General features: G+C 73.6%; 17 protein-coding genes and 1 pseudogene. 7 read left to right on the top strand and 11 right to left on the bottom strand.

Going from position 1 to position 21,122, the window contains the following annotated elements:
* Positions 1–125 precede the first annotated feature (125 nt).
* From EDD39_RS28315 to EDD39_RS28335, 5 genes are all read left to right on the top strand, one after another.
* Positions 126–1,013, top strand: coding sequence for an FAD binding domain-containing protein (locus EDD39_RS28315; protein WP_123561509.1), 888 nt, complete (start codon positions 126–128; stop codon positions 1,011–1,013).
* Positions 1,010–1,498 carry a (2Fe-2S)-binding protein gene (locus EDD39_RS28320; RefSeq protein WP_030460384.1) on the top strand — a complete coding sequence of 163 codons (489 nt, stop codon included), beginning with the start codon at positions 1,010–1,012 and terminating at the stop codon, positions 1,496–1,498. The genes EDD39_RS28315 and EDD39_RS28320 overlap by 4 nt, the downstream gene beginning before the upstream one ends.
* On the top strand, positions 1,495–3,855 hold the full coding sequence (pucD, locus tag EDD39_RS28325; protein ID WP_208765672.1) for a xanthine dehydrogenase subunit D: 2,361 nt from the start codon (positions 1,495–1,497) through the stop codon (positions 3,853–3,855). The genes EDD39_RS28320 and pucD overlap by 4 nt, the downstream gene beginning before the upstream one ends.
* A 188-nt stretch (positions 3,856–4,043) precedes the next feature.
* On the top strand, positions 4,044–5,507 hold the full coding sequence (locus EDD39_RS28330; protein ID WP_123561511.1) for an NCS2 family permease: 1,464 nt from the start codon (positions 4,044–4,046) through the stop codon (positions 5,505–5,507).
* 63 nt (positions 5,508–5,570) lie between these two features.
* Positions 5,571–6,722 carry an XdhC family protein gene (locus EDD39_RS28335; protein WP_123561514.1) on the top strand — a complete coding sequence of 384 codons (1,152 nt, stop codon included), beginning with the start codon at positions 5,571–5,573 and terminating at the stop codon, positions 6,720–6,722.
* 6 nt (positions 6,723–6,728) lie between these two features.
* Here EDD39_RS28335 and EDD39_RS28340 read toward each other — a convergent pair whose 3' ends face one another.
* The 5 genes and pseudogenes from EDD39_RS28340 to EDD39_RS28360 all read right to left on the bottom strand — a co-directional run bounded on the left by EDD39_RS28340 (position 6,729) and on the right by EDD39_RS28360 (position 10,890).
* Positions 6,729–7,004: a hypothetical protein gene (locus EDD39_RS28340; protein ID WP_123561516.1), complete on the bottom strand. Its 276-nt coding sequence runs from the start codon at positions 7,002–7,004 to the stop codon at positions 6,729–6,731.
* A gap of 53 nt (positions 7,005–7,057) precedes the next feature.
* Positions 7,058–7,327 (bottom strand): hypothetical protein, encoded by a 270-nt coding sequence (locus tag EDD39_RS28345; RefSeq protein WP_123561518.1) that lies wholly within the window; start codon positions 7,325–7,327, stop codon positions 7,058–7,060.
* A 129-nt stretch (positions 7,328–7,456) separates the two neighbouring features.
* Positions 7,457–7,783 (bottom strand): annotated as a pseudogene (locus tag EDD39_RS28350) (transposase); the annotation flags it as partial.
* 152 nt (positions 7,784–7,935) lie between these two features.
* Positions 7,936–9,507: an amidohydrolase family protein gene (locus tag EDD39_RS28355; protein WP_208765673.1), complete on the bottom strand. Its 1,572-nt coding sequence runs from the start codon at positions 9,505–9,507 to the stop codon at positions 7,936–7,938.
* 228 nt (positions 9,508–9,735) lie between these two features.
* Positions 9,736–10,890: a Dyp-type peroxidase gene (locus EDD39_RS28360; protein WP_244257331.1), complete on the bottom strand. Its 1,155-nt coding sequence runs from the start codon at positions 10,888–10,890 to the stop codon at positions 9,736–9,738.
* Positions 10,891–10,921: 31 nt separating this feature from the next.
* On the opposite strand from EDD39_RS28360, the gene EDD39_RS28365 reads away from it, so the two are divergent.
* Positions 10,922–12,256, top strand: a complete 1,335-nt coding sequence (locus EDD39_RS28365) for a right-handed parallel beta-helix repeat-containing protein (RefSeq protein WP_244257332.1) — start codon at positions 10,922–10,924, stop codon at positions 12,254–12,256.
* A gap of 139 nt (positions 12,257–12,395) precedes the next feature.
* Here EDD39_RS28365 and EDD39_RS28370 read toward each other — a convergent pair whose 3' ends face one another.
* Complete coding sequence (locus EDD39_RS28370; RefSeq protein WP_208765674.1) at positions 12,396–13,178, bottom strand: hypothetical protein; 783 nt, start codon at positions 13,176–13,178, stop codon at positions 12,396–12,398.
* A 137-nt stretch (positions 13,179–13,315) separates the two neighbouring features.
* Complete coding sequence (locus tag EDD39_RS28375) at positions 13,316–16,024, bottom strand: SdrD B-like domain-containing protein (protein WP_123561524.1); 2,709 nt, start codon at positions 16,022–16,024, stop codon at positions 13,316–13,318.
* A 396-nt stretch (positions 16,025–16,420) separates the two neighbouring features.
* On the opposite strand from EDD39_RS28375, the gene EDD39_RS28380 reads away from it, so the two are divergent.
* Positions 16,421–16,714, top strand: a complete 294-nt coding sequence (locus EDD39_RS28380; RefSeq protein WP_123561526.1) for a hypothetical protein — start codon at positions 16,421–16,423, stop codon at positions 16,712–16,714.
* Positions 16,715–16,750: 36 nt separating this feature from the next.
* Here the strand turns inward: EDD39_RS28380 and EDD39_RS28385 are convergent, their stop codons facing one another.
* From EDD39_RS28385 to EDD39_RS28400, 4 genes are all read right to left on the bottom strand, one after another.
* On the bottom strand, positions 16,751–17,374 hold the full coding sequence (locus tag EDD39_RS28385; RefSeq protein ID WP_123561528.1) for a LysE family translocator: 624 nt from the start codon (positions 17,372–17,374) through the stop codon (positions 16,751–16,753).
* Positions 17,375–17,400: 26 nt separating this feature from the next.
* On the bottom strand, positions 17,401–18,240 hold the full coding sequence (locus EDD39_RS28390; RefSeq protein WP_244257333.1) for a DUF3626 domain-containing protein: 840 nt from the start codon (positions 18,238–18,240) through the stop codon (positions 17,401–17,403).
* Between the two features lie 311 nt (positions 18,241–18,551).
* On the bottom strand, positions 18,552–20,285 hold the full coding sequence (locus tag EDD39_RS28395; protein ID WP_123561532.1) for an SDR family oxidoreductase: 1,734 nt from the start codon (positions 20,283–20,285) through the stop codon (positions 18,552–18,554).
* Positions 20,282–21,115 (bottom strand): M24 family metallopeptidase, encoded by an 834-nt coding sequence (locus tag EDD39_RS28400; protein ID WP_244257334.1) that lies wholly within the window; start codon positions 21,113–21,115, stop codon positions 20,282–20,284. The genes EDD39_RS28395 and EDD39_RS28400 overlap by 4 nt, the downstream gene beginning before the upstream one ends.
* Between the last annotated feature and the right edge of the window lie 7 nt (positions 21,116–21,122).

Consider the following 21,122-nt stretch of genomic DNA (forward strand, 5'->3'; position numbering starts at 1 on the left):
ACAGAGGTTCACTTGCCAACACGCCGCCGGGCTGCACCGCGGCACCCGACCGGGCCTCCCGGCCCCGGGTGCCGGCAAGGGCGCAGTGCCCGCGTCCGTCGGCGACGACTTGAGGAGTTACCCGCATGGAGTTCCTTCGGCCCGCTACCTGGGACGAGGCACTCGCGGCGAAGGCCGAGCACCCCACCGCGCTGCCCGTCTCGGGCGGCACGGACGTCATGGTCGAGATGAACTTCGACGTGCACCGGCCATCCGCGATCCTCGACCTGAACCGCATCACCGAGCTCACCGAGTGGACGGACGACGGCGACGCCGTCCGGTTGGGCGCGGCGGTGCCGTACGCCCGGATCATCGACGAGCTGTCGGTGCCGCTGCCGGGCCTGGCGCTGGCCGCGCACACGGTGGGCTCGCCGCAGATCCGCAACCGCGGCAGTGTCGGCGGCAACCTGGGCGCGGCCTCGCCGGCCGGCGACTCGCACCCGGCGCTGCTGGCCGCGGGCCGGGACGTGCTGGTGGAGGCGCACTCGGTGCGCGGGGTGCGGCTGATCCCGATCGACGAGTTCTACCTCGGGGTGAAGCGCAACAGCCTGGAGCCGGACGAGCTGATCCGCGCGGTGCGGATCCCGGTCGCGGACGGCCCGCAGCAGTTCTCGAAGATCGGCACCCGCAACGCGATGGTGATCGCGGTCTGCGCGTTCGGCTTCGCGCTGCACCCGAAGGACGGCACGGTCGGCACCGGCATCGGGTCGGCCGCGCCGACGCCGCGCCGGGCCGTGGAGGCCGAGGAGTACCTGGGCGGGGTGCTGGCCGAGCGCGGCCTGTGGGAGTCCGGCGAGCTGCTGGGCCCGGAGGTGGTGCAGCGCTTCGGCGAGCTGGTGAAGGCCGCGGCCTCGCCGATCGACGACGTCCGGGGCACCGCCGACTACCGGCGGCACGCGCTGGCCGTGATGGCCCGGCGCACCCTGACGTGGTGTTGGAACGACTATCGCAAGCAGATCAGGAGCGCGGCATGAGGGTCACGTTCAGCGCGAACGGCAAGCCGGTGGAGGCCGACGACGTGTGGGAGGGCGAGTCCCTGCTGTACGTCCTGCGCGAGCGGGTCGGCCTGCCCGGGTCGAAGAACGCCTGCGAGCAGGGCGAGTGCGGCTCGTGCACGGTCTACCTGGACGGGGTGCCGGTGTGCTCCTGCCTGGTGGCGGCGGGCCAGGTGCAGGGCCGCGAGGTGCGCACCGTGGAGGGCCTGGCCGGCCAGGACGGCGAGCTGGGCCTGGTGCAGCAGGCGTTCGTGGACGCGGGCGCCGTGCAGTGCGGCTTCTGCACCCCGGGGCTGCTGGTGCAGACCGACGCCCTGCTGGCCGCGGACCCGCAGCCCTCGGACACGGACATCCGCGAGGCGCTGTCGGGCAACCTGTGCCGCTGCACCGGCTACGAGAAGATCATGGACGCGGTGCGGCTGGCCTCGGCCCGCAAGTGCTCGGTCGAAGGGGTGGCGAAGTGACCGCGCGGACGATCCAGGGCCAGAAGAACCTGCAGAAGATCAACCAGGCGTCCAAGGACGGCATCGGCGGCTCCCCGCTGCGCCCGGACGGCACGCTGAAGGTGAAGGGCGAGTTCGCCTACTCCTCGGACATGTGGCACGAGGACATGCTGTGGGGCACCGCGCTGCGCTCCCCGCACCCGCGCGCCAACATCCTGTCCGTCGACGTCTCGGAGGCCCTCAAGGTGCCCGGGGTGTACGCGGTGCTCACCCACGAGGACATCCCGGGCGAGAAGTACTACGGCCTGGAGATCGCCGACCAGCCGGCCCTGGCGATCGACAAGGTCCGCTACCACGGCGAGGCGATCGCCCTGGTGGCCGCGGACCACCCGGAGACGGCCCGCCGCGCGGTGAAGAAGATCAAGGTCGAGTACGAGGTGCTCACCCCGATCACCACCGAGGAGCAGTGCCTCGACCCGGAGACCCACGGCTACGTGCACGAGCCGCACGAGTACCGGTCGCACGCGTACGGCAACATCTGCCACGAGCAGAAGCTGGTCTCCGGCCTGGGCGTCACCGACGAGGTGCGGGCGCTGGCGGACGTGGTCGTGTCCGGCGAGTACGAGGTCGGCATGCAGGACCAGGCGTTCCTGGGCCCGGAGTCCGGCCTGGCGGTGCCCGCCGAGGACGGCGGCGTCGACCTGTACATCGCCACCCAGTGGCTGCACGTGGACCGCCAGCAGATGGCGCCCGTCCTGGACCTGCCGCTGGAGAAGGTCCGGCTCACGCTGGCCGGGGTGGGCGGGGCGTTCGGCGGCCGCGAGGACCTGTCGATGCAGATCCACGCCTGCCTGCTGGCGCTGCACACCGGCAAGCCCGTCAAGATCGTCTACGCCCGGGACGAGTCGTTCTTCGGGCACGTGCACCGCCACCCGGCGAAGATGCGCTACGAGCACGGCGCCACCCGGGACGGCAAGCTGGTCTTCGCGGACTGCCGGATCGTGCTGGACGGCGGCGCCTACGCCTCCGCCTCCCCCGCGGTGGTCGGCAACGCCGCCTCACTGGGCCACGGGCCGTACGTCATCCCGAACGTGCGGATGCACGCCATCGCGCTGTACTCCAACAACCCGTCCTGCGGGGCGATGCGCGGCTTCGGTGCGGTGCAGGCCGCGTTCGGCTACGAGTCGCAGCTGGACAAGCTGGCCGAGGCGCTCGGCATGGACCCGGTGGAGCTGCGGCAGCTGAACGCCGTCACCCAGGGCGACCTGATGCCGACCGGGCAGCCGATCGACGCGCCCGCGCCGGTCGCCGAACTGCTCCAGCGGGTCAAGGACATGCCGCTGCCGCCGCCGCTCGACCTGGAGCACCTGGACGTGCGCACCCTGCCGGGCGCGCTTTCCAACACCTCGCACGGCGAGGGCATCGTGCGCGGCGTCGGCTACTCGGTGGGCATCAAGAACGTCGGCTTCTCCGAGGGCTTCGACGACTACTCGACCGCCCGGGTCCGGCTGGAGGTGATCGGCGGCGAGCCGGTGGCCATGGTGCACACGGCGATGGCCGAGGTCGGCCAGGGCGGCGTCACCGTGCACGCCCAGATCGCCCGCACCGAGCTGGGCGTCGAGCAGGTCACCATCCACCCGGCCAACACCGAGGTCGGCTCGGCCGGCTCCACCTCCGCCTCCCGGCAGACGTACATGACCGGCGGCGCGGTGAAGCTGGCCGCCGAGGCGGTCCGGCACGAGCTGCTGGAGCGCGGGCGGCACCGCTACGGCTGGCGGCAGGACGACCTGTCGCTGGTCGGCGGCAAGGTGGTCTCGGCCTCGGCGGGCGTGCTGATCCCGATCGTGGACCTGCTCGGGGACGACGCCATCGAGCAGACCCGCGAGCACCACCACCGCCCCACCGTCCCGTTCGACAAGGAGACCGGGCAGGGCTTCGGCCACGTCCAGTACACCTTCTGCGCCAACCGCGCGGTGGTCGACGTGGACGTGGAGCTGGGCCTGGTCAAGGTGGTCGAGCTGACGGCCGTGCAGGACGTCGGCAAGGCGCTCAACCCGCTCTCGGTGGTCGGCCAGATCCAGGGCGGCTGCACCCAGGCGCTGGGCCTCGCGGTGATGGAGGAGATCGTGGTCAAGGACGGCAAGGTGCGCAACGCCTCCTTCACCGACTACCTGATCCCCACCATCCTGGACACCCCGCCGATCCCGGTGCAGATCCTCGAACTCCCCGACCCGCACGCCCCGTACGGGCTGCGCGGCGTCGGCGAGGCCCCCACCGTCTCCGCCACCCCGTCGATCGTCGCGGCCATCCGCCAGGCCACCGGCAAGGCGCTCAACCGCATCCCGGTGCGGCCGGAGCACCTGACCGACACGCTCTGACGGCCTGTCAAGAACGTCCCCGGGGGCGGCACCAGTCTTCCCTGCCGACCCCCGGGGCGCTGCCGGAGCCTCGCCGGGCCCCGCAGCACCCCCACCCGTGAGTCGAACCAGTCCCCCTGCGTACCCCACCTGACGGGCATTCAGGTCGGCTCGCCCACCCCAACCCCCTATGAACCTTGGGAGTGGACATGTCCCGGACCTCCACGGAGCCCGGCCCCACCGATGAAGCGGCCCCCACCGCGCCCGAAACACCTCCCAGAGGCGCCCTCGACGCCTACTTCAAGATCTCTGCGCGCGGCTCCACCCTGGGCAACGAGATCCGCGGCGGTCTCACCACCTTCATGGCGATGGCCTACATCGTCCTGCTCAACCCGATCATCCTGAGCGGCGCGGACGTCACCGGCGCCAAGCTGAGCCACGCCCAGCTGACCACCGCCACCGCGCTGGCCGCCGCCGTCACCACCATCCTGATGGGCGTGGTCGGCAACGTGCCGCTGGCGGTCGCGGCCGGCCTGTCCGTCTCCGGCGCGATATCCGCGCTGGTGGTGCCGCACACCACCTGGGCGCAGGCGATGGGCCTGTGCGTGATCTACGGCCTGCTGATCGTGCTGCTGGTGGTCTCCGGCCTGCGCGAGAAGATCATGAACGGCATCCCGCTGCCGCTCAAGCACGCCATCACCATCGGCATCGGCCTGTTCGTCTCGATCATCGGCCTCTACAAGGCCGGGTTCGTGCACACCGGCGGCCCCACCCCGCTCTCGCTCGGCCCGTTCGGCGAGCTCCAGGGCTGGCCGGTGCTGATCTTCGCGCTCACCCTGCTGACCATCTTCGTGCTGCTGGCCAGGAACGTCCGGGGCGCGATCCTGATCGGCATCGCGGCCGGCACCGTGGTCGCGCTGGTCGTCAACGAGGCGGCCGGGCTGACCGCGAAGGACTGGGGCGGCTCGGCGCCGACCTGGCCCGGATCGCCGGTCTCCGCGCCCGACTTCGGGCTGTTCGGGCACGTCGACCTGTTCGGCGCGTTCGGCTCGCACGGGCTGGGCGCGATCAGCGCCTCGGTCGCCGTGTTCACCCTGGTGCTGGCCGGGTTCTTCGACGCGATGGCCACCATCATCGGCGTCGGCACCGAGGCCGGGCTCGCCGACTCCAAGGGCCGGATGCCCGGCCTGTCGAAGGCGCTGTTCATCGACGGCGCGGGCGGCGCGATCGGCGGCCTGTCCGGGGCGTCCGGGCAGACCGTGTTCGTCGAGTCGGCGACCGGCGTCGGCGACGGCGCCCGCACCGGCCTGGCCTCCACCGTCACCGGCGGCGTGTTCGCGCTGATGCTGTTCTTCTCGCCGGTGGCCGCCGTGGTGCCGGTGCAGGTCGCCTCCGCCGCGCTGGTGGTGATCGGCTCGATGATGATGAGCCAGGCCCGGCACATCGACTGGTCGGACCGCGAGGTCGCCATCCCGGCGTTCCTCACCTGCGTGCTGATGCCGTTCACGTACAGCATCACCGCGGGCGTCGCGGCCGGCGTCATCTCGTACACCGTGATCAAGGCGGGCACCGGCAAGTGGCGCGAGCCCGGCCCGCTGATGTGGATCCTGACCGGCGTGTTCGTCGTGTACTTCGCGCTCGTCCCGATCAAGTCCTGGCTGGGCGTCCACTGACGCCCCCGCCGCCCCGCCGGACCCCCCGGCGGGGCGGCGCCGTCCCGCTGCGAGGAGCAACCCGTGCACGACATCGCCGCCCAGCTGCACACCTGGCACGCCGCCGGACGCCCCTTCGCGGTGGCCACCGTGGTCGGCGTCTCCGGCTCCGCCCCGCGCGACCCGGGCGCCGCGCTGGCCGTCGACGCGGACGGCGAGGCGGTCGGCTCGGTCTCCGGCGGCTGCGTCGAGGGCGCCGTGTACGAGCTGTGCCGCACCGCGCTGGAGACCGGCACGCCCGTCCTGGAACGCTTCGGCTACAGCGACGAGGACGCCTTCGCCGTCGGCCTGACCTGCGGCGGCCTGCTCGACGTCTTCGTCCAGCCGGTCGTCCCCGGCGCGGACCCCGGCCTGGACGCGGCCGTCGCCTACACCGCCTCCGGCACGCCCGTCGCGGTCGCCCGGATCGTCGACGGCCCGCCCGCGCTGCTCGGCGGCACCGTCGCCGTCACCGCCGACGCCCACCACGGCACCTTCGCCTCCTTCCGGCTGGAGCGCGCCGCCGTCGCCGAGGCCCGCGCGATGCTCTCCGCCGGGCGCACCGGCCGGCTGGTCCTCGGCCTGGACGGGCGGCCCTGCGACCCGTCCGCCGAGCACACCGTCACCGTCTTCGTCGAGGCGTACGTGCCGCCGCCGCGGATGCTGGTCTTCGGCGCGATCGACTTCGCCTCGGCCGTCGTGCGGATCGGCAAGTTCCTCGGCTACCACGTCACCGTCTGCGACGCCCGGCCGGTCTTCGCCACCGAGCGCCGCTTCCCCGAGGCCGACGAGCTCGTCGTCGACTGGCCGCACCGCTACCTCGACACCCAGCTGGAGCGGCTCGACGGCCGCAGCGTGCTGTGCGTCCTGACCCACGACGCCAAGTTCGACATCCCGCTGCTGGAGCGCGCCCTGCGCCTACCGGTCGGCTACGTCGGCGCGATGGGCTCCCGCCGCACCCACCGCGACCGCAACGCCCGGCTGCGCGAAGTCGGCCTCACCGAAACCGAGTTGGCCCGCCTGCACTCCCCCATCGGCCTCGACCTCGGCGCCCGCACCCCCGAGGAGACCGCCGTCTCCATCGCCGCCCAGCTCGTCGCCGAGACCCGCGGCGGCTCCTGCCTCCCGCTCTCCGCCACCGGCGGCCCGATCCACCACGACCTCACCGCCGACCCCGGCTCCCCGCACGCGGCCTGAGAACCCCTACCGGCTGTCCCCGCCCCAGTCCCACCGCCGCGGATCCGCCGCCCGCGGCGCGTACCGGGAGGTACCGGCCCCGCCGTAACGCCCCAGGTGGGTGGGCAGGTCGGCGCCGTCCGCGAGGGTGTCGGCCGCCCAGCCCGTGACGTCCAGCAGCAGCCCGTCCAACGGCCCCCCGACCAACTCCCGGTACGCCCGGCCCGGCCGGGGGCCGGGGTCGTCGTGGTCCGCGCCGTAGACCCGGCCCCGCAGCAACTGCTCGCTGTCGCGTTCGTCCATGGGCTCAGGCTGGCACCCGGGACCGACAACCCGGGCCTCCGCACCGGGGAGCGTCACTCCACGACGGGGTGGAGCGCCAGCAGCACCAGGATCGCCGCGGTGAGGGCACCGGCGGCCAGCGAGGCCACGCCGTAGGCGATCCCGTGCCGGGCGAAGAGCGGGGCGAGTACCGGGGTCGGGCTCCCGGTGAGCCGGGAGCGTTCGAGCAGCGCGGTCCAGCGGGTGGCGAGCCGCGTGCGGACACCGCGGAAATCGGTGACCAGCACCAGCCCGTGGACGATGACCACCGCCACGAACATCCAGCCCACCACGAACCCGGCCACGGGTATTCCGGGCTCCGCCACATCCTCAGCAATGATCATGGCAGCTGATGATCGGGGTCAGCGCCCCCCGTGTCGATCCCCGACCGACCTCCGGGCGCACCGCCGTGACCAGCGCACTTACTGATCATTTCAGAATGAGGTTCGGAGCTTCCTCAGGCAGATGATGCCGCAGGCGAGTTGGAGCAGGCCCAGGTGAAGGTCGGCGTGTGTCTCGTAGCGGATCCGCAGGCGCTTGAACTGGTGCAGCCAGGCGAAGGTCCGCTCGACCGCCCAACGGGTCTTGCCGAGTCCGGAGCCGTGGGCGATGCCGCGCCGGGCGATCCTGGGGGTGATGCCGCGGCGCCGGAGGATGCGGCGGTACTTGTCGCAGCCGTAGCCGCGGTCGGCGAAGAGCCTGCGCGGCCGGTGTCGTGGCCGTCCGCGCAGGCCCCGGATTCGCGGGATCGCGTCCAGCAGGCGGCGGTGGCGTCGTTCGGGAGCGGGTGGCAGCAGTGACGCCACCCGCTCCCACCGGTCGTCCGGGGCAGGATCAGCACGCACCCGGATACCCTGCCGACCGAGATCGCCGAGGGCAGGTCCTGCGGTTCGGCTCGTTCTGTGGTGGCCGGTTACACCGATGCCTTCGGCGCCGTGGGGCGGCGGATCGGGCGGCCGGGGCGCGCCTCCAGGATCTCCTTGCCGTCCTGGATGATCGGGGTGCCGTTCACGATCACGTGCTGGAAGCCGGTGGAGCGTTGCGCGGGCTCGGTGAAGGTGGCGTTGTCCTGCACGGTGGCGAGGTCGAACACGACGATGTCGGCGTCCGCGCCGACCTGGACGCGGCCCTTGCTGCGCATCTGGGGCACGGCCTTCTCCAGGATCTGCGCGGGGATGAGGCTCGTCTTGCGGATCGCCTCGACCAGCGTCAGCTTGGGCTCGGTGCGCTCGCGGCCGCCGCGGGCCCAGCCCGCGAGGAAGCGGGCGTAGCAGCCGGCCGAACGCGGGTGGGCGAAGGCGTCGTCGGGCAGCGGCCAGGCGTCGCCCTCGATGATCGTGCCGTCCTTGCGTGCCCACGGCATCGCGTCGGAGGCGATCGCGGCCCCGGGGTGCAGGACGGAGAGGTCGAGCATCTCGGCGTCCTCGGCGTTGTCGTCCGGGTGCAGGAAGTGCATCACGATGACGGCGCCGGGGTCCTCCTTCTGCAGTTCGTCGATCCTCTCCTGGGTCAGGGGTTCGCCGTTGTACTCCATCGCGGAGGCGTCGTCCACGCCCCAGCGTGCGAGCCAGTCGTTCTTGAAGACCTCGGCGCCCACGGTGCTGGAGCACGCGCCGTAGGGGTAGGCCTCGACGGTGATCGGCAGACCGCGTTCCTGGGCTTCGGTGACGAGTTCCACGCAGGCTTTGACGTCCCGGCCGGCGACGCTGTTGAGGTGGCAGATGTGCATGTGCGCGCCGGTCGCCGCGGCGAGGGAGATGAGTTCGCCGAGTCCTTCGAAGCCGCTGTCCGGCTCCTGGACGGAGAGGTAGCGGATGTGGGTGAAGGTCGGCACGCCGTGCCTGGCGGCGAGCTGGGCGAGTGCGTGGTACTCCTTGCGGCCGTAGCCGGGCGCGTAGCCGCCGTTGATGCCGATGCCCAGGGCCCCCTGGTCCAGCCCTTCCTCGACGCCGGCGATGATGCGCTTCACCTCCTCCTCGTCGGCCAGGCTCTGCTGCCAGCCGTCGCGCTCGAACGCCTTCTGGAACCAGGTCAGTTCGGCCTTGGGGGGCGCCAAGTCCTTCTCCTTCTCCGCGATGCGCGCGTACGTCCACGCGGCGGAGGCGCCGTAGTTGATCGGGCGGCCCTCGGCGGCCACCTGGTCGTAGAAGTCCGCGATCGGCAGGAGTCCCGACTCCAGTTCGAGCGCGGTGGTCACCCCGTCGAAGGCCTGCATCCACGCGGCGGGCAGCTGCTGGCCGTGGGCGTGGAGGTCGATGAACCCGGGGGCGACGACCAGGCCCGTGGCGTCGATCACCGTCTCGCCCTCCAGTGGTTCGGCCGAGATCGCCGCGATCCGCTCCCCGGTGATCCCCACATCGAGGACCTTGTCGGTGCCCGTCTCGGGGTCGACCACTCGCCCCCGTGCGAGCACGACATCGTACGGACCGGGCTCGTTCGGCTGCTGGGGGCGCTCCGTGCGGATCTCTTGCGGGTTCTCGGTCATCAGTACATCCCTGGTCGCCGTAGTGGTTCGCATGCAGGGAGATCCTGACAGTCCATCAATTGGCCGGACTCGGGGCGAGGCCGGGATTCACCCGATGGGCGGAGCCCGACCCAGCCGGCACCCGCCCTCCGCCGTCCAGGAAGTCCTCGTCGTCTTCGGCCGACTCGCGCATTGATCGGCAGCCCCCCAGCTGGCCGGACCCTCTCGCGATCATTCTGGAACGATCAGTCACAGCCCCTCCCCCAGCGTCCCGCCCTCCCGCGCGCCCGGGAGGACCCAGCCGACCGCCGAGGCCGTGTGCGTCAGGAACGGGGTGAGCGCGTCGCGTTCGGCGAGGCGGGTCTGGACGCGGGTGAAGAGGGCGGGGTCGGGCATGAAGGCGAGGAAGAGGAGGCCGCGGTCGGTGGGGGTGTCGTCGTAGGACCAGCCGCGGCGGAGCATCCGGGCGCCGCCGTCGAGGCGGGGGCTGCTGAGGCGGACGTGGGCGGTGGCGGGGATGACGTAGGAGCCGTCGGGGTGCTTGGCGTAGATGTCGGGGTCGTCGTGTTCGGCGGTGCCGGTGAGCGGGGCGCCGGTGTCGGCGCGGCGGCCCGTCGCGAGGTCGCGGCCGTCGGCGGGGAGGGCGGCGAAGGCGGCGGTGTCCATCCGGATCCGGCGGTAGACCAGGACGGTGCCGTCCTGCTGCCAGAGGGCGGGGTCGGCGGGGTCGGGGTTGGCGGTGCCGTCCTTGAAACCGAAGAGGTTGCGCGGGGTCTGCCCGTCGGGGGCGGGGGGCAGGAAACCGGCCTGGTGCCAGCGGAGGGTGGCGCCCGCGGCGGTGGCGGCCGCGAGGAGGTGCTCGGTGAGGATGCCGGTGGTCCAGGGCTGTTCGGCGCTGACCTGGAGCAGCAGGTCGCCGCCGCTGCGGGCCGGGTCGAGGCGGTCGCCGGGGAAGGCGGGGAGTTCGGCGAGGGCGGCGGGGGCGGGCAGGTGGAGGCGGGCGGCGAGGGCCGGGCCGATCGCGGCGAGCGAGGTGGCGGGCGGGGCGCCGGTCAGCCGGGGGTCGGCGAGGCCGCCGTCCGCGGCCCGGGCGAGGACGTCGCTCGCGGCGGCGAGCAGGGTGCGCAGCGCGGCCCGGTCGGTGGCGGCGGGCAGGTCGAGGGCGAGCAGCCGGGTGGCGGGGAGCTGGCGGTGCAGGACGCCGGACTGCCGGGCGCCGTGGAACGGGACGGGCCCGGGGGGCGGCGGGGCGGCGGCGGGGCCGGGCCGGTCCTCGCGGGTGAGGACGGTCGCGGCGCCGGCTCCGGCGGCGAGCGCGGCTCCGGCGGTGAGCAGGGACCGGCGGTCGATCCGGGGGCGGGCGGGGGCGGCGGTGTCCTGCGGGTTCGCCCGTTCGGTGTGCATGGCGGCCATTGCAGACGATAGAACACGTTTCATGCAACTCCTCCTCTCCTCTTCACGGTTGATGCACCGTCAGCGCCGGACGGCCCGGCTGCTGCTCGGTGCGGCGCTGCTGCTGCTCCCGGCCGCGGCCGGCTGCTCCTCGGGCGGGGGCGGCGGCACGTCCGCCGACCGCCATCCGCCGGGGACGGTGCTGCGGGTGCCGGAGGACTTCCCGACGGTGCAGCGGGCGGTGGACACCGCGAACCCGGGCGACCTGGTGCTGGTCGGCCCGGGCACGTACCGGGAGAGCGTGCGGATCACCAAGCCCCGGGTGGTGCTGCGCGGGACGGACCGGGGCGCGGTGGTGTTCGACGGCGGGCTGAAGCTGGTCAACGGGATCACCGCGACCGGCGCGGGCAGCGTGGTGGAGAACCTGACCGTGCACGGCTACCTGGCCAACGGCGTGCTGTTCACCGGCGTCACCGACGAGAAGCTGCAGCGGCACGGCGCGGGCGGCTCCGCGTACGACCCGCTGGACACCACCCGCTTCCCCGCCGTGCAGGGCTTCCGGGCGACCCGGGTGACGGCGTACGGGAACGCGCTGTACGGCATCTACGCGTTCGACGCGCGGGGCGGGGTCATCGAGGAGTCGTACGCGTCCGGGCAGGCCGATTCGGGGATCTACGTCGGGCAGTGCAAGCCGTGCGACACCCTGGTGCGGGGCAACACGGTGGAGCGCAACGCGGTCGGGATCGAGATCACCAACGCGTCGGAGAACCTGACCGTGGTGGGCAACCGGGTGGTGGGCAACCGGGTCGGGGTGACGGTCAACTCCAACGACCTGGAGTCGTTGGCGCCGCAGCACGCCGCGGTGATCGCGGGCAACGTGGTGGCGGACAACAACGCGGCGGACTCGCCGGAGCAGGCCGACGGCGGCTTCGGGATCGGCATCGGGATCGGCGGCGGCACCGGCAACCGGGTGGAGCGCAACCTGGTGCGCGGCAACCGGGCGGCGGGCGTGGTGGTGACCGACCCGCCGGGGCACCCGGCGTCCGGCAACCGGGTCACCGGGAACAAGGTCACCGGCAACGGGGTGGACCTGGTCAGTTCGGCCGCCGACCCGGGCAACTGCTTCACCGGCAACGGGCCCTCGACGCAGAGCCCGGACGGGCTGGAGCGGTTGGCGGCCTGCGACGCGACCGGCGCGGGCCGCGTCCCGGCCGGGCGCGCGGCGGGCGTGCAGGCCCCGCCGGGGACGGCGTTCAACGCCGTGCCGGTGCCGCCCGCGCAGCCCTCGCTGGCCGACCCGCACGCCCCGGCGGTGCCCGCCGTCGACCTGCCCGGCAAGGTCGACCCGGACGCCTACCCGCTGCCGTCGGACTCCTGACGCCGACTCGGCGTGCCGTGGTCCGGGCACCGGTTCGGCGTGCCGCGGTCCGGGCACCGGTTCGGCGTGCCGCGGTCCGGGCACCGGTTCGGCGTGCCGTCGCGCTCCTGACGTCGCGTCAGCCGGAGGTGGCACCGGCTCAGCCCGCCGTCGCCCAGGGCGCCTCGGGGAGCTTCGCCCCGTCCCGCTTGCCCTCGAAGTCGAGGGTGGCGGGGGTGCCGATGCCCGCCATCCGCATGGTGACCCGGCGCAGGCCGCCCTCGGCGTCGATCCAGTAGGTGAGCGGCGAGGTGCCGTCGCCGGTGGCCGCCGCGGTGGTGGCGGCGTCGCGCGGGCGGGGGCCGGAGATCCGGTCGTGCTCGCGGCCGTCGATCCGGTCGCGGCCGAGCCAGCGGGGGCCGGCCTGGGCGAGCAGCAGCGGGTTGTCGGGGCGGTCGGCGCCGAGTTGGACCGCCAGGTCCAGTCCGGCGTCCAGCGGGTCGCTGCCGTAGCTGCGGGAGGCCCAGCCGGTGCGCGGGACGTGCTCGGCCTGCTCCCAGGGCTGTCCGGCCGCCCCGGCGGGGGCCTTGGCCAGGCCGAGGCCGCCGGTGTCCCAGACCACCAGTCCCTCGTCCAGCACCCCCTGGGGTCCGCGCACCCGGTAGCTGCCGGCGGCGTGCCTGGTCCGGTAGTCGATGACGCCGTGCACCTCGACCACCGTCCCGCCGCCCTCGTCGGCGGTGAGCGCGACCCGGACCGGGCTCGCCCCGTACAGGGTGAACCGGGAGAGCGCGAGCCGGGACGCCTCCTCGGTGCTGAGCGGACGGCTGCCGCCGTCCCGGCCGGACACCTGCCAGGCCGTCACCCCGCCGGCGGCGACCAGGACGGCGGCCACCACGGCCGCGACGGCGTACCGGCGGCGGTTCTTCTTCTGCGTTGCCACGGCTTCCTCTGCTGGGGGTTCACGGACATCCGGCGCTCGGTGCGGGGTTCACGGACGTCCCGCGCGCGGTGCGCGTGCGGCGTTCTCACGGGCGGGGGCCCCGGGTTGACGCCCGGGGCCCCCGGTGTGACGTCGGATCAGCTGCTGCGGCGCCTCCTCGCCACGATCACCAGGCCGGTGCCGAGCACCAGCAGCAGCGCGCCGCCGGCCAGCGCGAACGGGACGGCCCCGTCCATGCCGGTGCTGGCGAGGCTGCCGGAGGGCGCCGGGCGGGCCTGCGGCGGTGCGGGCACGACCGGGGTAGGCGTCGGGGCCGGGGTCGGGGTGGGCGTGGGGCTCGGGCTGGGCGGCGGGACGAGGGTGTTGACGGCGGTGGTGGTGATGCCGGCGTCCAGGTGCGCGTCGTCCAGCACGACCGGTCCGAGGACCGGCTGCTCGGGGGCCCGGTAGCCCTTGGGCGGGCTGACCTCCTGCCAGTAGTAGGTGCCGAGGTCGGCCTGCTGGGTGCAGGTGCCGTCCTCGCCGGTGGTGCACGGGTCGCCGACCTCGGCGTCGGGCTTGGCGCCGTCGGTCTGCAGGCCGTCGGTGCCGTTCGACTCGCGCCACAGCTGGAAGACCGCGCCGGGCAGCGGCTTGCCGTCCTGGTCGTGCTTGACCAGGCGCAGCGCGCCCTGCTGGCGGCTGAAACCGAAGTCGAAGCTGTGGTCGTCCTGGCCGGGCCCGCCGGTGGTGAGCACCCGCTCCACGTAGGTGCCGCCCTTGGGGACGGTGCCGTCGGAGTCGGTCAGGCGGTTGCCGCCGACGTTGTCCTTGGTCGGGACCCAGTGGTACAGCGGGCCGCCCTTGGCGTAGTCGGCGGGGTTGTCGAGCCGGATGGTGTAGCCGGTCCTCGGCTTGAGGCCGCCGGTGACATCGGTGTCGTCGAAGTAGTACTCGCCGCGCGCCGTGGTCGTGGTGGTGCCGACCAGCTTGCCGTCCGCGTCGTACAGGTGGACGGTCGCGCCGGGGACGGGCTGCTGCTGCGGGAGTTGCTGCCCGGAGCGCTCGGGGTCGTACCAGACCCGGTTGCCGATCTGCAGCGGGGCGCGGTCGCAGAGCACTTCGAGGTCGGCCATCGCGGCGCCCTTGCCGAAGCGTGAGCGGCCGTCGGACAGCTCCTGGCCGAACCCGGGGTCGGGTGCGCCGGTGCGCAGGGTGAACATGGTGCCGGCGGTGACGATGTTGTTGGACACGTCGTAGCCGGAGGTGGCGATCGAACTCTCCACCCGGGACAGCGCCATGCCCGCGAACGTCGGGTACGGGTGCCCGCCGGGGTAGGGCCGGCTCAGGTCGAAGAAGCCCTTGTTGCGGACGGTCTCCCCGCAGCCGAGGTTGACGTCCAGCACGTACGTGCCGCCGGACCTGCAGGCCTTGTTGAGGTCGGCCGAGGCCAGCACGTAGACGAAGCCGGGCGGGAACGGCTGCCCGTCCGGCGGGGCGGCGGCGGCCTGGTCGGCGTACCGGTCGCGGAAGGACAGCAGCATCGAACCGTCGGTCTCGAAGCCGACCTCGCCGAGCTCGGGCTCGGGGTTGAGGCCGCAGACCTGGCCGTTCTGCAGCGGCTGGTCGTCCTGCCACGGGTACCAGTAGTAGCCCGCGCAGATGTTCGCCGGGGTGCCCCGGTGGTCGAGCGGCTGGTCCAGGACCGCCGCCGCGAAGGCGCCGGTGGCCGGGTCGAAGGGCAGCACGACGGCCCGCAGGTCGGTGATCTTCCCGGTGGACTGGCCGGAGCAGACGCCGCCGACGTAGCCGACCCCGTCCTGCATGCCCAGGCCGTACGGGCGCCAGTCGTCGGCCGACGGGCAGCCGCCGGACGGGATGGGGTACACGGCCTTGGGCGCGGACGCGGTCGGCGCGGTGGCGTCGTACCGGTACAGCTTGCGGTCGTGCAGGTTGACCACGTACAGGTCGCGGCCGTCCTCGGTGAGCTTCAGCCCGCCGAGGCTCTCCTTGCCGACGGCCGGCAGGAACGCCGCGTCGTCGCCGCCGGCGTGGGCGGTGCTGCCCGCGTTCGGGACGGTGGCGAACAGCGAGGTGGTCTTCTTCGCCGGGTCGGTGACGTAGATCGCGCCCGGGCCGCCGGGGCCGTACGCGGTGGCGCGCTTGGCCTGGGCGGAGCTGAACAGCCGCTGGTCGTCGCGGTTCCAGGCGATGCCGAAGACGTTCCCGGTCTCGCCGCTGGTGCCGATGTCCGTGACGTCCTTGTTCACGCCGCGCGCCTCGTACGGGAAGGTCAGCAGGGTGTGCTGGCCCGCCGGGGCGCCGATCGGCGGCTGGCAGGCGGTGGCCAGCGGGGCGTTGCGCTGGCAGTAGTCGGACGGGTTCCACAGGCCGGTGGTCAGGGTGGCCTGCTTGCCCGCGGAGAGGTCGACGAACTCCTCGTTGCTGCTCAGCTTGTTCGGCGCCCCCGCCAGGCCCTCTCGGGCCGCGAACGCCGGGTACAGCACGCCCGGCTGCGGGTTGACCACCTCGACGCGGTACTTGCCGCTCGCGGTGTCCTTGGCGGGCTTGAGGGTCACCGTGCCGTCGGCCGCCGTCACCCCGGTCCGCACCCCGCCGTCCTCGCCGGTCAACGTCACCGTCACCCCGGCCAGGCCCGGCTCCAGCGCCGGACTCCACGTCCCGCTCTCGTCCACCGCCCGCACCACCCGCACCGTCACCGACCCGTCCGCCGGGGCGGGCGAGGCCGAGGGGGCGGCGACGGCGGTGGCCGCCGCGAAGGCCGCCACCACGGCGGCGGCCCGTTCGGCCCGCCGCCGACCGGCGCCCGGTACGGGCGCCCTGGTCTGTTGCTCTGTCTGGGTCATGCCCTGCTCTCGTCGTCGCTCCGGAAGGCGCGCCGGACCGCCGCGGAAGGATCACCGGAACGGCGCAGGACGCACCCCTTTTGGCCGAATGGTAAGCGGAATACGAACATCCGCGGTGCCGTACAAGAAAATTGACGACTCATCAGGAAGCACATCGATCACCGCCGCGTGCGCCTCGTGCGCCCCGCCCTGCGACCTCCTGACGCCCCGTCAGCTACCCGCCCCGCGGCTGGAGCGGCACCCGGCCGAGGGCCGCCGCCACGCCCGCCTCCGTCCGGCCCCCGGGTAGCGGCGCCGGGCCTCCGGGCGGGGTGGACGTTCCACCGCGACCGGGGCGGGCGGGGGCAGGAGAATGGAACGGTTCGCGGAAGCCCTGAGAGGCCCGGGAGGCGTGCGATGCGAACCCTGATCGTCGCGGAGATCGACACCGAGAAGTCCAACGAGCTGGTCACCAGCGGGCAGATGCCCGAGATGATGGGCCGGATGATGGAGCAGTTGCGGCCGGAGGCGGCGTACTTCTACCCGCTGAACGGCCACCGGGGGTTCACCCTCGTGGTGGACGTGGACCAGGAGTCCTCGCTGGTCGCCACCATGGAGCCGCTGTGGATGCAGCTCGGGGCCAAGGTCACGGTGACGCCGTGCATGTCGGCGGACGAACTGCGGGCCGGGATCGAGAAGCTGAGGGGCTGAGCCGGCGGGTGCCGCCGCGGCCCGGGGCCGCGGCGGTCAGTCGCCGAGGGCGAGTTTCGCACCGAAGCCGAGGACGGCGACGCCGGTGGCGCGGTCGAGCAGGCGGCGGACGGAGGGACGGCGCAGGCGGGTGCGCAGGGTGCGGGCGAAGGCGATCAGGGCGGCGGACCAGAGCAGGCCCTCGGCCACGTGGACGGAGGTGAGCAGGACGCCGGCCGCCAGGTGCGGGGCGCCGGCCGGGATGAACGGGGGCAGGACGGCGATGTAGAAGACACCGACCTTGGGGTTGAGCAGGTTGGTGAGCGTCCCGCGCCGCCAGCCGGCCCACCAACCGCCGGGGCGCTCCGCGCTGTCCTCGTCGGCGGGGTGGTCCGGTTGCGGGCGGCGGCGGAGCATCTGCACGCCCATCCACAGCAGGTAGCAGACGCCCGCCCAGCGCAGCGTCTCGTAGGCGAGGCGGGAGGCGGTGAGCAGCACGCTGATCCCGGCGGCGGAGGCGGTGCCCCAGATCAGGGTGCCGGTCTGGACGCCGAGGACCACGCCCCACGCCTGGCGCCGCGGGCCGAGCACGGCGGTGCGCAGGATCAGCGCGGTGTCGAGGCCCGGGGTGAGCGTGAGCAGGCCCACCACCAGGGCGAAGGAGGCGAGCGGTCCGGCCATCGTCGTCAGGTCCACGGCGGGCCAGTCTACGAGCCCGCGGGGCGGCCGAACCGGGCCAGGCAGTGCCAGACCTGCTTGAGGTGCTGCGGGTCGTGCTGCCCGGTGCGGGCGGCGGCGCCGATCGCCGCCGGGTCGAGCACCCCGTCGCGGGCGATCGCGGCGGCGAGCGCGGTGACGTGCGGGCCGCGGTAGTCGGCGTGCCGGGGCAGGTCGGCGGCGGGGAGGCGGTGGCCGGGGTGCCATTCGACGGGGCAGGGCAGGGCGCGGGCGGCGGTCTCGACCTCGGTGCCGCGGTAGCACGGGTCGAGGACGAGGGCGGCGACGTGCGCGTCGAACCGGACGGGGCCGTGCAGGTGGGCCTCGATGCAGTCGTCCAGGGCGTCCTGCTCGTCGGCCTCGGCGACCGCGAGCAGCGGCATGGCGTCGGCGGTGCCGAAGTCCTCGGGCTCGAAGACGCTGTCGGGGTAGCAGAAGGTGGCCCGGTGCAGGGTGCCGGGCATCAGCCGGAAGTGCGCGGATCCGAAGCGGGGGGCGCCGCCGTAGGGGCTGCGCCGGTAGTTGAGCGCGCCGTAGACGGGACGGCGCTCGGCCGGGGCCCCGTCGTAGGCGCCGCCGAAGATCCGGCTCTCCCACTTCCAGCGGTCGCCGCCGGGGTGGGCGGTGAGACCGCCGTTGCTGGTGCCGGTGCTGAACTGGGAGCGGTAGGCGCCGTCGCGGGCCATCGCGGCCAGGATGGGGATCCCGTCGGAACCGGTGCGGTCCGGGTGGAAGTTGAGCGTGACGTCGAGCCCGGCGGGCAGCGGGTCGCCGCTGCTGCGGGCGGCGACGTGCGAAAGGGCTGCGCGGGCTTCGGACGGCTGTTCCATGACGGGCAGTCTGCCCTGGTCAGGCATGCTCCCGCAGCTCCTTTTCCGGACCCGAGAGGCTGCGAAGCCTGGGAGGTGCAACCGGGGGCGCGGAAGGCTGCAAGGCCAGGGGCGCGGGGAACTGCGCGAAGGGGAACGGGGCTTCGGAAAGATCCGGCTTCCCCCGGCACCCGGATCCTGGTCGCGGCCCCCTGCGGAGCGTGCCACCCCCAGCGGCTCCGCCCACCCGCAACCGGCTCTCCGTGCACGGATCTTGCCCGCGTGCCGTTCCCCTGCGCGCAGTTCCCCGCGCCCCTGCTGTCGCAGGGTGTTCAGCCCGCGTTGATCCGGGCGGCCTTGCGCAGGAGGGCGGGGCTGAGGCGGCCGAGGAGGCGGGCGGCCTTGGCTTCGAAGGTGACGGGGACGACGGGCTTGCGGGTGCGGACGGCGCGGAGGATCTCGGCGGCGACCTTCTCCGGGGGGAAGCCCCGGCGGGCGTAGAGCTTGGAGACCTTGGCCTGCTTGGCGGCGAGGGCGTCGTCGTCGAGGCCGGAGAAGGTGGTGGTGCGGGTGATGTTGGTGTTGACGATGCCGGGGCAGATGGTGGAGACGCCGATGCGGTGCGGGGCTAGTTCGGCGCGCAGGCAGTCGGAGAGCATGAAGACGGCGGACTTGGAGGTGGCGTACGCGGCGAGCTGCTTGGCGGGCAGGTAGGCGGCGGCGGAGGCGAGGTTGACCAGGTGGCCCCCCGTACCGCGGTCGACCATGAGCCGGCCGAAGGCGCGGCAGCCGTGGATGACGCCCCACAGGTTGACGTCCAGGACGCGGCGCCACTCGTCCTCGGTGGTCTGCAGGAAGGTGCCGGAGTGGCCGATGCCGGCGTTGTTGACGACCACGTCGGGGACGCCGTGTTCGGTGGCGACCTGCTGGGCGAAGGCGTCGACGGCGGCGCCGTCGCTGACGTCGACCCGGTAGGCGGCGGCCTTGGTGCCGGAGAGTTCGCAGAGTTCGGCGGTGCGCTGGGCGGCGGGCAGGTCGCGGTCGCAGACCACGACCCGGGCGCCCGCGTCGGCGAAGGCGAGGGCGGTGGCCCGGCCGATGCCGCTGCCGCCGCCGGTGACGACGACCAGTTCGCCCGCGGTGGAGGGTTCCTGGCGGGCGGCGCCGTGGTCGCGGGCGGTGAAGTCGCGGACCAGGGCGGCGACGGTGGGGCCCTGTTCGAGCAGTGCGGACCAGTGGGTGGCGTTGAGGGTGCGGCGGGTGAGCCGGGGGACCCAGCGTTCCAGGCCCTCGGAGAGGAAGTCGGAGACGTAGTGGTCGCGTTGCAGGGTGATCAGCTGGACCGGTACTTCGGTGTGCCGTTCGCGCGGGGCCCGGACCCGGGGGCGCATGTTGGCCCGGTACAGCTCGATGCCGTGCACGGCGTCCTCGGCGAGGGTGGCCTGCGGGTGGCCGGGCCGGGGGCGGACGGCTTCCAGGTCGCGCAGGACGCGGGGCCAGAGCCGGGCCAGGCCGAGCTTCCAGGCGGCGGGGGCGAGGACGGGCAGTTGGAACAGCGCGATGTACCAGGAGTGGGCGCCCTGGCGCAGCAGTTGGGACAGGTGGCGGGGGGTGGGGCGGCGCAGCCGGTGCCGGATCCAGTACCCCATGTGGTCCAGGCAGGGGCCGGACATGGTGGTGTAGGAGGCGATCCGCCGGTACGCGCCGGGGGTGGTGACGGCCTCCCAGGACTGGACGCTGCCCCAGTCGTGCGCGACGACGTGCACGGGGCGGTCGGGGCTGACGGCGTCGGCGACGGCGAACAGGTCCTCGCCGAGCAGTTCGAGCCGGTAGTCCTCGCGGGTGGCGGGCACGCCGGAGGCGCCGGAGCCGCGGGTGTCGTAGCGCACCACGTGGTGGTCGGCGGCCAGGTCGGCGGCGACGTCGTCCCAGACCGAGTGGTCGTCGGGGTAGCCGTGCACCAGGACGACCGTGGGGTCGGCGGGGTCGCCCTGCTCGTACACGGCGAGGGCGAGCCCGCCGGAGTCGACGGTGCGGCGGCGGGTGTCGGTGCGGCGGCCGGTCATGCTGCGTCCTCCTGGAGTGCCCAGCGCCGCACGTGCGGCAGGTCGTCGTCGAGCCAGTACGCGTCCTCGTCGGTGACCACGAGGAGTTCCTCGAACTTGATGCCCACGTCGCGGAACCCGATGTGCGGTTCGACCGCCCACAGGCCGGGGGTCGGTGCGTGCCGGGAGGCCCGGCCGCCCGCCCACAGCGGGGACCTGCCCTCCAGGCGCTCCTTGACCAGTTCGCGTCCGAGGGTCTGCAGCGTACGCACTCCGAAGCCGAACAGGTTGACTCCGGCCGGACCGCGGGCGGTGTTCCTGGTCACCTGGTGGCCGATCACCCGGCCCGGGTAGACCTGGTGGCGGTTGTCGTAGCCGTGCGCGGCGAGTTGGGCGTCGACGGCGGCGTACACCTCGGCGAGCGGCTTGCGGGCCCTGACCTCGCGCAGGATCAGGTCGCGGTAGGTCTTGAGGTCCTTGGCGAGCAGGTCCCAGACGGCGTTCTCGCCGACCTTGCCGCCGTAGCCGATGTCGGCGGTGTAGCCGTCCACCACCGGCGCGCAGTCCAGCACGTACGGCATGCCCTCGGTGAGCACCCGGGAGCCGGCGAAGAACTGCAGCGGGGTGTGGAAGTGCCGGAACGCGGTGCGGTCGCCGAACCAGGCGAACGGCACGTGGAAGAAGTCCTGCACGCCGGCCTTCACCAGGCAGCGGCGCAGCTCGGCGGTGGCCTGACGCTCCGTCACGCCGGGTTCGATCCAGGCGGCGACCTGCTCGGCGCAGTGGTAGGACAGCTGCTGGACCTCCCGGAACTTCGCCAGGTCGCGCTCGTCGTACGGAAATCGGGGCACCTTCGAC

Origin of the sequence: Kitasatospora cineracea (assembly GCF_003751605.1) — a bacterium.
GTDB classification, from domain to species: Bacteria; Actinomycetota; Actinomycetes; order Streptomycetales; family Streptomycetaceae; genus Kitasatospora; species Kitasatospora cineracea.